Below are 14,816 nucleotides of genomic sequence, written 5' to 3' on the forward strand. Positions count from 1 at the left end.
CAGTTCATAATGCCAAACTTTTATTTGTCTTATCCTAAGGCAACATCTAGTGTCATCATTACAGCAAAACCAAGCATTGCTCCAATTGTTGCTACATCTGTATGTGATTCTTGTTGCGCTTCTGGTATAAGCTCCTCTACTACAACATAAATCATTGCTCCTGCTGCAAATGCTAAAGCATATGGAAGTATTGGTCTCATTACAAGTACTAAAGCAGCTCCAAGCACTCCTGCTATTGGCTCAACTATTCCAGATGCCTGACCATACATAAAACTCTTTCTCCTAGATAATCCTTCACGTCTTAAAGGTATTGAAACTGCTGCTCCTTCAGGAAAGTTCTGGATTCCTATACCTATTGCAAGAGCTATAGCACCTGCTAAAGACGCAGATGGTAAACCTGCTGCTGTTGCCCCAAAAGCAACTCCTACAGCTAATCCTTCTGGTATATTATGCAAAGTAACTGCAAATACTAACAATATACTTCTTTGTAAACTCGTCTTTATACCCTCGGCTTTTTGTCTAGGTTCACCTAAGTGTAAATGAGGAAGTAATTTATCAACTAATAATAAAAATACTCCTCCAGCTAAAAATCCTATTAAAGCTGGTACAAATGACCCATCTGACATTTCTATTGCTGGTGCGAGTAATGACCAAAAACTTGCAGCAATCATAACTCCCGCTGCAAAACCTAACATTCCATTTAATACATTTATATTAATCTTTTTAAAGAAAAATACAAGGGCAGCTCCAAGGGCAGTAAACCCCCATGTAAATAATGTTGCAAGTAACGCTTGAACTACTGGATTTAATTCTAAAAACCAATTCATATATTCATTCTCCTTCATTTATAATTGCAATTATTTTATTATATTATTCAGTTAATTAAATATATACCCATTGTCATATAATTGTAACCAAAAAGTTAGCTTCAGCTAATAATCAACCATTTGATATAATGTAAATATATGATAAGATTAATAGGACAAATTAGTTTATATTATATATTTTAAAGAAAGTGAACTAATACAAAATAAAGCAGTTGTACTTGGAGCAAATTATTACATAGGTCTTAGTATTATACGCTCACTAGGAATGGAGGGTATAAATGTAACTGCTATTGACTATTCTAAGAAAGATACTATGATTTTTATTCTAAATAAAAAATTAATAGCTCCTCATTATAAGGAAAAACCAATACTATTTCGTAGTGCTGATCCTTATGTAGAGTTTATAGAGCAGAAAAGCATAATATAGCTGTACCTGAAGCATATGCAATATGGGATATAAAAGATCCAAAACCAGTAATATCATTTATGGATTTAAAATTAAAACATGTTAAAAATAAGTTTTTATAATATAGGAGATGAATAACAAATGATTAAATTAAATGAACTTCTTAAATCAATAAACATAATTAATTCTTGGAATGAAAAAAATATGGATATAACAGGAATATCATATCATTCAAAAAAAGTTGAAAAGGGCAATATTTTTGTATGCATAAAAGGATATAAAACTGATGGTCATAAATATATAATGAATGCAATTAATAATGGAGCAAGTGCATTAATTGTAGAAGAATACCAAGATGGATGGAATATTCCACAATATAAAGTAGCAAATAGTAGAAAAGCACTCGCACATTTAAGTAGTTATTTTTATAATAACCCTTCACGAACTATGAAAATAATAGGAATAACAGCTACAAATGGGAAAACAACAACTTCATTTATGATAGATAAAATACTTGGTGATAATGGATATAATACAGGACTTATTGGAACAGTTATGAGTAAGTTTGGAGATGTAACAATACCTTCAATTTTAACAACTCCTGAATCATTAGATTTGCAAAATTATTTTTATCAAATGAAAAACAAGAAAGTTTCACATGTAACAATGGAAGTTTCATCATCTTCTTTGGAATTAAGTAGAGTTGAAAACGTAGACTTTGATATTGTTGCCTTTAATAATATAAGTAGAGAACATATTGATTTACATGGATCCTTTGAAGATTATTTTAATGTAAAATCAAGTCTTATTACAAATGCTAAAAAATCTGCTTGGTCTGTGCTTAATATTGATTCACCTATGCTTAAAGATTTAATAGATAAAACTAAAGCAAATATTTTAACATATGGTGTTGAAAATAAAGATGGTGATTTATCATGTGAAGAACTAGATCTATCTACAGGTAGAGCAAGTTTTTATGTATCTATAAATAATACTTTAAATCTAGGAAATATAAAATATGATAAAAGAAGATTTAAAATAAATTTATCAGTACCAGGATTCCACTCAGTATACAATTCAATGAGTGCTATTGCTATTGCTCTCTTATCTGGAGTTCCAATAAAAAATATTCAAAAAAGTTTAGAAAGCTTTGTTGGTGTTGAGAGACGTTTTCAATTTGTATTTGAAGATAACTTTAAAATTATAGATGACCATTTTGCAAATGTTGGAAATATAAATGTTACACTTGGCACTCTTCATAAAATGGTTTATAAAGATTTACATTTAGTATATGGAATAAGAGGAAATCGTGGACCAATAGTTAATAAAGAAAATGCTGAAACAATAGCAAACTGGGCAGACAAATTAGGCTTTAAGAAAATAATAGCAACAACAAGTGACTCTCATGTAACAGAAAAAGATAAAGTCACTAAAGAAGAATTAGATGTATTTATGGATATCATGAATAAGAATAATATAGAAGTAGAGTTATATAATGAATTACCTGATGCAATTAATAGTGGGCTTTCTCGTGCAAAAGATAGTGATGTAGTATTACTTGCAGGATGTCAAGGTATGGATTATGGTGCTCATATTGCACTTGAAATTATGCATGACTTAAGACCTGATATAAATAAAGCTTTATTATATGCACCTCTAAAAGATAGAGTGGCTGGTTCATCAGAGTTAGATATTATGGAATAAATAGAGAAAAACTTTGAAAAAGCCGGTGTGGATATAGTATGTATACCTTGCATTACTACCTATTATTTTATAGAAAAAATTCAAAGCAATTTAAAAATTTCAATCTTAAATTGCCTAAAACAAACTAATAGATATATCCAGCTACTAGATCCTATGCAAATATTAGCAGATTATATAACAAAAAGCTAATTCACTTTGGAATTAGCTTTTTGTTATTATTTTTATTTTAAATAATACTCCATTATATTTTTAACTCTTGGAACAACATGATGACTACCACCTTTATCTTCTACACCTTCTATTATCATAGAAACTACTAGTTCAGGATTATCAATGTCCATAGCTACAAACCATCCATCTTCTTTTCCAGTTTCATTTTGTGATGACTTTAATTCTGCTGTTCCTGTTTTACCTGCCAATTTTATGCCGTCAAGTTTAGCTTCATTTCCTGTACCATTTTTATCTTCAATTATATTAATTAAACTTTGTTTTAATATGTCTATATTTTTATCAGTTATAACATCTTTCTTCCATATTTCTGATTTAACACCTTCACCTTGTTCTAATATAGGCTTCATTATATCTCCTTCATTTACAACTGAACTATATATTAATGAAAGATGTAATGGACTTACAAGTACTTCTCCTTGACCATAACCTGTATTAGCTAATAGTATTTCATTTCCCATCTTATTTTCATTAGCAATCTGAGATTTTTCTATAGGATAATTCACTGGAATATCTTCATTAAATCCAAATTTTTTCGATTCTTCTATAAAGTTTTTTTCTCCAATTTCAAGTGCAGCCATAGCAAAATATATATTATCCGAATATACAAATGCATCATTTAAATTAACATTAGAAATTTTATCACTCACTCTAGTTACTTTATAATCTCCCCAAGAGTTATCTTTTTGCCACTGCTTTCCATTTATACTCAATTTTTCACTAGGATTTATTGAATTTTTATCTAAAGCAATATCTGCCGTTACAAGTTTAAATGTAGAACCTGGAGAATATGCATCATTAAATCTATTTTGAAATTCATTTACTTCTGTATCTTCCCATTCCTTAGATTGAGTGTTTGATATATAAGTTGTAAATAAATTTGAATCAAATGAAGGAGAACTTACCATTGATAAAACTTCACCAGTTATTGGATGTATGGCAACAGATGCCCCTACATTTCCATCCATTTCATTATATATTTTCTTTTGTAAATCCATATCTATAGATAACTTTAAATCTTTGCCATCTTCAGGCCTAGTTTTTGCTAAAACTACCTTATCTATTTCCTTTCCATCATTTATCTTAGATATATATATTTCTTTACCATCTTTAGAACGAAGACTTTCTTCATAAACTGACTCTAGTCCTAGTTTACCAACTATACTTGTACTGTTATATATACCTTCTTTATCCTTTTCTAATTCTTCAGCTGTTATAGAGCCAGTATAGCCAATTAAGGATCCAAAAGCTTCTCCTCCAGGATATATTCTTTCTTTAACTTCTTGATGTTTTACACCTTTGATATCAAGAAGTTGCGAAAGTTTTGTATCATCTACTGACAATTTTACTATAGGAATAAAATATTCTGGATTAGTATTTTTGTCTAATTTATCTTCTATTAATTCTTTGTCTATGTCGAGAATGTTTGACATATTAGATATATTAGATTCTTTATTTTCTTCAAATAATTTAGGATATATACCTATGTTATATCTTGTCCCATTTACAGCAAGCCCATTTCCAGATTTGTCGTATATTTCTCCTCTTTCTGAATATAATGTTTCAATTCTAACTTTATCCTCTTTATTCATATCTGGGAAAATTAAATTTTCATCCCATTTCACATGCCAATTATTTTCTCCATCTATATCCTCTTCTACCATTCTAATATTAAAATCTTCTAGTTTTATTTCACCTGCTATTGAATCCATCTTCAACGTAAATTTCAATGTATCATCTTTATCTTGTTCGTCATTTAATTCTATATGTATATCCTTAGCTCCAATACCATCATATATATTAGTATATCTTGTTATAAAGTCTTCTTTTGATATATATTTTTTTGAATCAGTTGATAAAATGTCATACATTTTTTCATAATCTTTAGATGCCCAGCTATCTTTATACGCATTAAATGCATCTTCTTTAGTCTGACTACTACATCCAGTAAATATTAATACAGTCATTAAAAATACGACTATAATTAAAATACTTATTTTATGTTTATTCAATTTATACACCCCTTATACAAAATAATATTAAAGGCAACCTATTTACTTCAATAGGTCGCCTTTTTAATTAGCTAATTGGTTCCATATACATCATAGATCTCTTTTCTGGTGTTAATACTTTTTGATGAGCAAGTAACCCGTTAAAAAATCTTATTAAATCATTTTGAATTATATTATTAGATAAATCTATCTTTTTATCTATCATTTCATTTGTAACAATTAAATTTGGATTTTCTATTACTTCATCACTTTCAAATGAATACAGTTTTGAAGATGATGCTGAATAAAAATGTTTTTTATTCAACCATGATCCATCAGGAAATACCACATTATTTTCTTTTACACTCATAATGTCATTACCTAATTGATAAGGATTAAATATCCCTAACATATTTGAAATTGTAGGTAGAGCATCTACCATTCCCATTGGTGTGTTGATAGTTTCATTAAATTGCTTATCTTTAGACCAAACAATAAATGGAGTTCTTTTTAATTGCTTTTTAAATCTTCCATTCATAGCTGTATATTCTGGATCTTCTTTTGTATAATATTCTCCTGTATCTTGATTATAATTAAATGTCTTTCTGTAATCATCAGTTGATATTTTAGCATGGTGGTCACCATATAAAACTACTACAGCATTATCTAATAATCCTTCTCTATCCATTCCTTCTATAAATGATTGTAAAGCTAAATCAGCATAATGATAAGATTTTAAGTAATTTCCTATATCTGTGCCTTCTAAATGTCCTACATTAAACCCTGGATATTTTTCTACATCATCAAAAGGATAATGATTGGAAAGAGTTATAAGAGTTGACATAATTGGCTTCTGTTGTTCTTGTTTAACCTGCTTTATTTTTTGAATTGATTGGTTAAAGAAAGATTTATCACTTAATCCTAATCCTAATCCTATTTCTTCATCAATTACATAATCATCTTTAGAAAAAAACTTGTCATAACCTAACGTTTTGTGCATCACATTTCTATTCCAAAAGTCTCCATTATTACCATGCATACTCATTGTGTAGTATCCTTTATCTTTCAATAATTTTTGCAAAGATACATAATTTCTATCAGCATGAGTCATAAAGACCGTTCCATTATTTATTGGCAAAAGTGAAGTATTAAATGTAAACTCTGAATCACTACTTGTTCCTACTGAATGCTGAGGATAGAAGTTATCAAAATATAGCCCTTCACTAGCCATTTTATTTAAAAACGGAGTTACAGAACCATCTTCAAATTCTAAATCCATAGCAAATCTTTCTGCACTTTCATAATGTATTACATACACATCTTTACCTTTAAATATATCTGTATATTCATTTTTATTTTGTTTATCTATATTGTTTTCAACTAAATCTTCTAATAATACAGTAGCTTCTTCTGTTTTAATTTCTGGTACACTACTTGAAGCGATATTCTTCACAAAATCTGCAGTTGTATAAGAATAAATACCTAATTGTTCAACTAAGTATGGTCTATTCCACTGTTTCATTATACGACTCTTATCTGTACCACTTAAAGTACTAAATACAAAGAATAAAATTGTAGTTCCTATAACAAGTGGAACAACAAACTCTAATCTACTTCTATTATTCTCTGCTTTTTCAAAGAAATTTCTTCTCTTTAACTTACGTATCACTACTACTAATACTATTGTAGGAATTGCAAATAATAATACTTTAAGATCTAATGTTTTTATTACACTATCTCCTACTTCTTTAACCTGAGTAAGTTGCTTTAATAATGAAAATGATAAAAATGAACTATAATGCTTATAATAAACATAATTCATTCCATTTAATAAACTAAAAAATACTGACAGTGCTACATATAAATAGTTCCTACGTTTATATGATAAAAATAATGCTATTATACTTGTAAAAATTATCATTGGTATAGTAGTTACAATAGGTTTCCAATAAGAAATTCCACCTACTGTCATCTTTCTTAATAACATATCATTTAGAATTGCTCCTATTATCAGTAGTATAAATATTATATTGTTTTTAAACCCACTTAGTAATTTGTTTTTGAGTTTCATATTATCCCCTCTTCATTCCATATCCTATTAATTTACATTATCTTTCTATTTTACTATAAAGATAGTTTATATCAAAGTGAGTAAAATATCAATTATCTATTCTTATTAATAGTATTAAAAAACTATAACAACAATTCTTATTTTTTTAGATATAATAAAATTATTTTATTTTATACAAATATAGCTTATTATAATTTATATGTTCAATCCCTTTAAACAAGCCAATTGAATTTTCAAAAATGTTTAGAATTAACTATACAATTAAAACTTTTTTTAGATTCATAACATATATTACATAATTATTTCAAAAAAATGGATTTATAGCTTGTTTTTTTTGTTATATTACATTTTCATTAAAGTTTATTCTTCTATTGCCTTATTATACTATTTTCCATAATCATAAATAAAAATTTTATGGGTGAATTAGATTTCCTTCAATATGTTTAAATAAACTATTCTTCAAGTTGAACATCTCTTTTCACTTTACTATTGTCACTTTGATATAGTTTTGGAAATATTGATTTATCTAACTTATAATTAAAGCCTACTACTATTGCAGCTATTATTCCTATAATTCCAAGAACAATAAATGCAGCTCTATAAGACATATTATCAATTAAATATCCCATAACTACCCTTCCCCCAGTTCCACCTATAAAATATCCAATATTTCTATAACTATTTATCCTACCTCTATGACTTGCTGGAACTCTTCTACTTATATAAGGTGCTGATCCTAACATATTTACTATTTCTCCTATTGTGAATGCAAACATCATTATGTAAAAGATAAAATAAATATCAGTATCTACTATGATCAAGTAACTAAGTGAATAGAGAGTTATTCCTATTATTATTTTAGGCAATTCATTCAATTTTCTTAGTAAATGAGTAACTATAGGGGTAAACGCTATAACTACGAATCCATTAAAACTAGAAATTAAACCAAAGTATCTTGCTCCTTTATCTAAAAATATATCTTCCATATAAAGAGGCAATACAAAAGACCATTGATCATATATAAATGATGAAAACATAAATATTATTAACTGTATAAGTATTGATTTTCTCTTTTTCAAAATATCAAGTGATGAAGTATTTACGTCAGCATCATTTTCATATTCATTTTCTTCTTCTTCAATATTTTGAATTTTTACATTTTTAATAAAAAATATTATAAGCATAGTAGATAAAAGAGTTGTTGCTCCATCAATTATAAATGCTAGACTTAAATAATTTTCAAATAACAATCCACCAATACTTGCTCCAAACATAAATCCCAAATTATGCCCTAAATATGATAGTGAATAAACTTTTTCTCTCTCTTTTGGTTTAGTTACATCTGCTATTAATGCTTCAAATGCTGGATATTCCATATTAGCAAATAACCCTGCTATTACAAAAAATACAAGCATTAATGTTCCAGGTTCTACAAGACCTGCTAACATAAAAAATATTACAGTTATTATATCAAATGTAATTATTAAATTTTTTCTGTTATATTTATCAGCAAGTTTTCCTCCTATTATTGTAGCAGGCAAAAATAATCCTCCAATAGCAATAGATAGCCAAGCTATTGTAGATGCTGAATATCCAATCTTTCGACTAAGTATCAAAGTTAAAAGTGGCCAAATAAATCCTCCCATATTTGTTATTATTCTAGCAAAGAATATAACATATGCAGATTTAGAAAGCCCCTTATATTGAGAAAATATACTTATCATTATTGTTCATCTCCTTAATTTCAAATAAAAATAACACCAATTATATTATAATATAATTAGTGTTATTTTTCTCCTTTATTTTAGATTAAACCTTCTTTTTCTAGGAAATCTCTTGCTACTTTTTCTATATCTTCTTTTTCAACATCCACAAGATAATTCATATTCTGCATTTCTTCATCTGATATAGTATCACCTAGCTTTTCTAATACTCCTTTTAACTCTGGGTATTTTTTAAGGCTTTCATTATGCATTATAGGGGCTGCATAATATGGTGGGAAAAATGACTTATCATCTTCTAAAACTTTTAAATTTAACTCTATTATCTTCCCATCAGTTGAAAAGGCATCAATAGTATCTACTTCCCCACTATCTATAGCATTATATCTTAATCCTGGATCAAGACCATTTGTTTCTCCGAATTCAAAACCATAAGCTTCCTTAACTCCTGGATAACCATCACTTCTCTCCAAAAACTCTACAGTAGCACCTAAAGTTAATTCCCCTGCTACACTTGCTAAATCACTGAAAGTTTCTAAATTATTTGCTTCAGCTAAATCTTTTTCTACTGCAAATGTATAAGTGTTATTAAACCCTAAAGGTTCTAACCATGTAATATTATATTGATTTTGATATTCTTCTTTTACTATATTATATACTTTATCTGGATCAGTTACTTTATCTTCTCTTTTAAGTATAGCTTCAAATGCTGTACCCGTATATTCTACATAAGTGTCTATTTCATTACTTTTAAGTGCTTCAAATGCTGGTAGTGTTCCACCTAACTCTTTTATTTCAGTTTCATAATCTGTGTTTTCTTCGATTAATATTGAAAGTATCTGTCCTTCTATTCTAGCTTCTGTATAATTTTTAGTTCCTACAATGACAGTTTCATCTTCATTGAAATACTGATATCCTACAACACTCACTATAATTAATACAACTGCTAAAGCCAAAGCCCCTATTCTTTTTCTTGTTTTTTTATCAGTAATAATGTGTCCAAAGACAGAAACTGAAGCTTTCTTTTCTATCAAACCAAGTAAATAATCTATCCCAAGAGCTAATGCTGTCGTAGGTATTGCTCCTGCAAGGATTATAGAATTATCACTCATAGATATTCCTCTAAATATAAAATCTCCAAGGCCTCCTGCACCAATAAGAGCTGCTATTGTTGTAGTACCAATGTTTATTACAGTAGCAACTCTTATACCACCCATTATAACCGGAAATGATAGTGGCAAGCTTACCATAAACAATATTTGTATAGGTGTCATTCCTACACCTTTTGCTGATTCTTTTATAGATTCATCTACACTCTTTATACCTATAAACGTATTTTTAATAATAGGTAAAAGCGCATATAAAAATAATACTATAACTGCTGGTCTATAACCTATACCACCTATTAATGGAATTGGAATGATAAATCCAAACATAGCCAAGCTTGGTATAGTTTGAAATATATTTGCTACAGTAAGTATTCCATCTCCAAGCTTTTTACTTCTTGAAACTATTATTCCGAGTGGTACCCCTATAAGTACTGCTAATAATACTGCAGTAAGTGTTATTTGCATATGTTCAATAGTTTTCGCTATAATCTCACCAAAATTTTCAATCATATAATTAAAAACCATAAAATTCTCCTTTCTTAATCAACTTGTAATAAATCTGATATAACATTTAATGCACTACTTTTCGTTACTGCTCCTTTTACTTTATTTTGAGAGTTTATAACAGGAACAAAGTTAATATTTTGTTCATTTATTATATTTATAACATCTGCCATGCTCATATCTTCATGCACTGGTTTTATATCTGTTCTTTTCAGTTCAGTCATAGTCATATTTTTATCATTACTTCTTGTATCCTTAGCAGTTATATAACCTTGATAATTTTCATCTTTATCTACAATTATAAGAAAGTTAACTTCTCTTTCTCTCATTCTTTCAACTGCTTCAGCAAGTCTTCTTCTAAGATAAATCTTGGGATATTTTTTAACCATTATATCACTAGCACTAATCAGTTCTGGACTCCTCCATAACCTATCTTTTCCAACAAAGTTTTCTATAAATTCATTTTTAGGATTAGATAATATTTCTTCTGGAGTATCAAATTGTACAATATTTCCTTTATCCATAACAGCTATTCTATCTGCCATTTTTATAGCTTCATCCATATCATGAGAAACCATAACAATTGTTTTCGATAACTCTGATTGCAATCTTATAAGTTCATCTTGTAATTGTTCACGGGTTATAGGATCAAGTGCAGAAAAAGGTTCATCCATTAATAAAATATCAGGATTTGCAGCTAATGCCCTTGCTATACCTACCCTTTGTTGTTGACCTCCACTTAATTCTGAAGGATACCTTTTAGCATATTCATCTGCTGGAAGTCCTACTAAATCTAATAATTCGCGTGCCCTTTCTTCTCGTTCTTCTTGAGTCCACTCCTTTAGTAGTGGTACAAGCTCAATGTTTTCACTTACAGTCATATGTGGAAAAAGACCAACCATTTGAATAACATATCCTATATTTCTTCTAAGTTCTATAGCGTTTATATCTAATATGTTATCACCATTTATTAATATTTCTCCTCCTGATGGCTCAATGAGTCTATTTATCATCTTCATTGTAGTAGTCTTTCCACAGCCACTCTCTCCAATAAGTACAACTAACTCTCCTTTTTTGATTTGAAAGCTTAAATCATCAATAACAGCTTCAGTTGCATCATCAAATATTTTTTTTACGTTCTTAAATTGAATCATTTAATTTCTCCTTTCCTTTTATATTAAAAATAATTTCAACAATATTTTTTATAATATAATTATTAACATTTAAAATTAAAGCTAGAAGTTTATACACATATCTAGCTTGTCCTTATCAGTTATGATATTATAATTTATATTTAAAAATCTTTGGTAAAGTAAGATATAGCCTAAAGTAATATAAGAGAATTAATCTATAAGAGGATTAAAAAACCTAATAAGTAAATTACTATATTTTATTATATTACATTTTCAGAATATTTTCCAGTAAAATTCCGAATTATAATATATTTTTTTTGTTAAATGTTATTTAAATTACTTTGTTTTAATATTAAATGTATCTGTATAGTTCATTATTTTATATATTAAAAATAAAATGGACCTTTATTGGTCCATTTTATTTGAATTTTTAGTCATTTCATTTATAGTATTCATTTCTTTATTTGTTAAATACCTCCATTTACCTATAGGTAAATTTTCTAAAGTTACATTCATTATTCTTATTCTTTTAAGTTTTACTACATTATACTCTAAATATGAACACATTCGTCTAATTTGTCTATTAAGTCCTTGTGTTAATATTATCTTAAATTTATATTTACTAATTTTTTCAACAAAACATTTCTTTGTTACTGTATCTAATATAGGTACTCCATTTGACATATCTTTTATAAATTTATTTGTTATAGGTTTATCTACTGTTACTATATATTCTTTTTCATGGTTATTTCCTGCCCTAAGAATTTTATTTACAATGTCCCCGTCATTTGTTAAGAATATTAGCCCTTCAGAATCTTTATCAAGTCTACCTATAGGAAATATCCTTTCAGGATAATTTACAAAATCTACTATATTGCCTTTAACATGTGATTCTGTTGTACATGTTATACCTCTAGGCTTATTTAATGCTATATATATAAGTTCTGGTTTGGCATTCATTAATTTACCATCTACTTCTATATAATCATTAAAATCAACTTTATCCCCTAATTCTGCTTTTTTACCATTTATTTTAACTCTTCCTTGCTCTATCATTGAATCAGCTTCTCTTCTAGAACAAAGTCCTGTCTCTCTTATAAATTTATTAATTCTTTTCTTTGAATTATTTTGTTCCATTAAATATTATTACTCCTTAGAATTTAATTATTTTTGATTTTGTAACATCTATTTCTATCTTTCTTAACTCTTCACTTTCACCTGTAATTGCATGAACACTAGGAATATACTCCCTCCAATATTTATATTCGTTAATAAAATTATACCCTTATGTGCTAATTATAACACAAAATTTAATTATCACTATCTCATTTTACCTATGTTATAATTGTATTGATAGTAAAATATAAATTTAAAAGGTGAAGATATGGAAAAAAAGAGTAATCTTAATTTTGTAATAATACTACTTATATCCTTGATTGGAACAGGAGTTATTGGATATAAAATATTACTTGAACTTAATTTTATAGATGCATTATATATGACTGTTATAACAATATCTACTGTTGGTTATGCAGAAGTTGGAGAAATGGATACAGAAGCAAAACTCTTTTCTATAATCTTAATATTTATAAGCTTAGGTACAGTAGGTTATTTATTTAGTAGTATAGTGTCTTCTTTTTTAGAGGGAGATTTAAGAAAGGCTTGGAGGAGGAGAAAAATGGAGCAGTACATAACAAAATTAAATAATCACTATATAATATGTGGCGCAGGAGAAACAGGTTATAATGCTATCAAACAGTTTAAAAGAAGTAATGAACCATTTGTGGTTATAGATAAAGATAAAAATAAAATTAATGAATTAATAGAAAATGATATATTTGGAATATGTGGAGATGCAACAGCAGAAGATACACTTAAAAAAGCTAAAATTAAAAATGCCAAGGGACTTATATCTTCTCTATCAACTGATGCAGAAAATGTTTATACAGTTTTAACTGCAAGACAAATGAATAAAGATTTATATATAGTATCTCGTGCTATAAATAAACATGCAGATGAAAAATTAAAAAAAGCTGGAGCAAATAACACTATTTCTCCAAATGAAATAGGTGGAACCAGAATGGCTGCATTAATGCTTAGACCTACAGTTATTTCTTTCTTAGATATAATGACAAGAGCCGGCGATGTAATACTTGATCTTGAAGATGTAGTTATATCAGAAAATTCCTCACTTATAGATAAGGCACTTCAAGAAGCTAAAATCCCCGAAAAAACTGGATTAATTGTACTTGCTATAAAAAAGAAAGATTCAGAAAAATTATCATTTAATCCAAGTTCAGATGAGATTTTAAAAGAAGGCGATACAATGATAGTATTAGGTAGAGAAGAGCAAGTAAATGACTTAAGAGAAATAGCAAATGATAGAGGAAAAAGACATTTAAGTATATAGAAAAGGAGACTATAATGCAGATTTTAAAAAATCATTGGAAATGTTTATTAGAAGATGAATTTAAAAAAGATTATTATTTAAACTTAAGAAAATTTTTAATAAATGAATATAAAACTAAAGTTATTTATCCAGATATGTATGATATATTTAACGCTTTGCATTTTACTGACTATAAAGATGTAAAAGTAGTCATTTTAGGACAAGACCCATATCATGGCCCAAATCAGGCTCATGGTTTAAGCTTTTCTGTAAAACCTGAAGTTGGAATTCCTCCTTCTTTAGTAAATATTTATAAAGAATTAAATAATGATTTAAATTGTTATATACCTAATAATGGATATTTAAAAAAATGGTCAATGCAAGGGGTAATGCTACTTAATACTGTATTAACAGTTAGAGCACACAACCCAAACTCTCATAGAAATATGGGATGGGAATATTTTACGGATAAAATAATTAGTTTACTAGATAAGAGAAAAGATCCTATTGTTTTTATATTATGGGGTAAAAATGCCCAATCTAAACAAGATTTAATAAATAATCCAATTCATCATATTATAAAAGCACCTCATCCAAGTCCATTAGCTGCTTATAGAGGTTTTTTTGGAAGTAGACCTTTTTCTAAAACTAATAAATTTTTAAAATCTATAGGAAAAAACCCTATAGATTGGCAAATTGAAAATATATAGAGGATAGTGGTATCCTCTATATA

General features: G+C 27.8%; 11 protein-coding genes. 4 read left to right on the forward strand and 7 right to left on the reverse strand.

Going from position 1 to position 14,816, the window contains the following annotated elements; genetic code table 11:
• Positions 1-29 precede the first annotated feature (29 nt).
• Positions 30-827 (reverse strand): ZIP family metal transporter, encoded by a 798-nt coding sequence (locus D3Z33_RS06595; protein WP_160196982.1) that lies wholly within the window; start codon positions 825-827, stop codon positions 30-32.
• 265 nt (positions 828-1,092) lie between these two features.
• Here D3Z33_RS06595 and D3Z33_RS06600 point away from each other — a divergent pair, with 265 nt between their 5' ends.
• Positions 1,093-1,254 (forward strand): hypothetical protein, encoded by a 162-nt coding sequence (locus D3Z33_RS06600; protein WP_160196983.1) that lies wholly within the window; start codon positions 1,093-1,095, stop codon positions 1,252-1,254.
• Positions 1,255-1,374: 120 nt separating this feature from the next.
• The gene (locus D3Z33_RS06605) at positions 1,375-2,937 is read left to right on the forward strand and encodes a Mur ligase family protein (protein WP_160196984.1); all 1,563 of its coding nucleotides are present in this window, start codon (positions 1,375-1,377) and stop codon (positions 2,935-2,937) included.
• A 221-nt stretch (positions 2,938-3,158) separates the two neighbouring features.
• Here the strand turns inward: D3Z33_RS06605 and D3Z33_RS06610 are convergent, their stop codons facing one another.
• The 6 genes from D3Z33_RS06610 to rluF all read right to left on the reverse strand — a co-directional run bounded on the left by D3Z33_RS06610 (position 3,159) and on the right by rluF (position 12,831).
• Positions 3,159-5,177 (reverse strand): penicillin-binding transpeptidase domain-containing protein, encoded by a 2,019-nt coding sequence (locus D3Z33_RS06610; RefSeq protein ID WP_243153441.1) that lies wholly within the window; start codon positions 5,175-5,177, stop codon positions 3,159-3,161.
• Between the two features lie 67 nt (positions 5,178-5,244).
• On the reverse strand, positions 5,245-7,227 hold the full coding sequence (locus D3Z33_RS06615) for an LTA synthase family protein (RefSeq protein WP_160196985.1): 1,983 nt from the start codon (positions 7,225-7,227) through the stop codon (positions 5,245-5,247).
• Positions 7,228-7,679: 452 nt separating this feature from the next.
• The gene (locus tag D3Z33_RS06620; protein ID WP_160196986.1) at positions 7,680-8,951 is read right to left on the reverse strand and encodes an MFS transporter; all 1,272 of its coding nucleotides are present in this window, start codon (positions 8,949-8,951) and stop codon (positions 7,680-7,682) included.
• A gap of 80 nt (positions 8,952-9,031) precedes the next feature.
• Complete coding sequence (locus D3Z33_RS06625) at positions 9,032-10,582, reverse strand: glycine betaine ABC transporter substrate-binding protein (protein WP_201750452.1); 1,551 nt, start codon at positions 10,580-10,582, stop codon at positions 9,032-9,034.
• Positions 10,583-10,596: 14 nt separating this feature from the next.
• Positions 10,597-11,715 carry an ABC transporter ATP-binding protein gene (locus tag D3Z33_RS06630; RefSeq protein ID WP_160196987.1) on the reverse strand — a complete coding sequence of 373 codons (1,119 nt, stop codon included), beginning with the start codon at positions 11,713-11,715 and terminating at the stop codon, positions 10,597-10,599.
• Positions 11,716-12,099: 384 nt separating this feature from the next.
• A complete protein-coding gene (gene rluF / locus D3Z33_RS06635) occupies positions 12,100-12,831 on the reverse strand; it encodes a 23S rRNA pseudouridine(2604) synthase RluF (protein ID WP_160196988.1) in 732 nt (243 codons plus the stop codon).
• Positions 12,832-13,078: 247 nt separating this feature from the next.
• Between rluF and D3Z33_RS06640 the strand changes: the two genes are divergently transcribed.
• Complete coding sequence (locus D3Z33_RS06640; RefSeq protein WP_160196989.1) at positions 13,079-14,104, forward strand: potassium channel family protein; 1,026 nt, start codon at positions 13,079-13,081, stop codon at positions 14,102-14,104.
• A gap of 14 nt (positions 14,105-14,118) precedes the next feature.
• A complete protein-coding gene (locus D3Z33_RS06645; RefSeq protein WP_160196990.1) occupies positions 14,119-14,793 on the forward strand; it encodes a uracil-DNA glycosylase in 675 nt (224 codons plus the stop codon).
• Positions 14,794-14,816 lie beyond the last annotated feature (23 nt).

Source organism: Senegalia massiliensis (assembly GCF_009911265.1).
GTDB lineage: Bacteria > Bacillota > Clostridia > Tissierellales > SIT17 > Anaeromonas > Anaeromonas massiliensis_A.

Bases quoted from the DNA above. Each gene is read 5' to 3' on its own strand.
- D3Z33_RS06615 (WP_160196985.1), bottom strand. From the start codon at position 7,227: ATGAAACTCAAAAACAAATTACTAAGTGGGTTTAAAAACAATATAATA.
- D3Z33_RS06640 (WP_160196989.1), top strand. From the start codon at position 13,079: ATGGAAAAAAAGAGTAATCTTAATTTTGTAATAATACTACTTATATCC.
- D3Z33_RS06625 (WP_201750452.1), bottom strand. From the start codon at position 10,582: ATGGTTTTTAATTATATGATTGAAAATTTTGGTGAGATTATAGCGAAA.
- D3Z33_RS06605 (WP_160196984.1), top strand. From the start codon at position 1,375: ATGATTAAATTAAATGAACTTCTTAAATCAATAAACATAATTAATTCT.
- D3Z33_RS06630 (WP_160196987.1), bottom strand. From the start codon at position 11,715: ATGATTCAATTTAAGAACGTAAAAAAAATATTTGATGATGCAACTGAA.
- D3Z33_RS06595 (WP_160196982.1), bottom strand. From the start codon at position 827: ATGAATTGGTTTTTAGAATTAAATCCAGTAGTTCAAGCGTTACTTGCA.
- D3Z33_RS06600 (WP_160196983.1), top strand. From the start codon at position 1,093: ATGGAGGGTATAAATGTAACTGCTATTGACTATTCTAAGAAAGATACT.
- rluF (WP_160196988.1), bottom strand. From the start codon at position 12,831: ATGGAACAAAATAATTCAAAGAAAAGAATTAATAAATTTATAAGAGAG.
- D3Z33_RS06620 (WP_160196986.1), bottom strand. From the start codon at position 8,951: ATGATAAGTATATTTTCTCAATATAAGGGGCTTTCTAAATCTGCATAT.
- D3Z33_RS06645 (WP_160196990.1), top strand. From the start codon at position 14,119: ATGCAGATTTTAAAAAATCATTGGAAATGTTTATTAGAAGATGAATTT.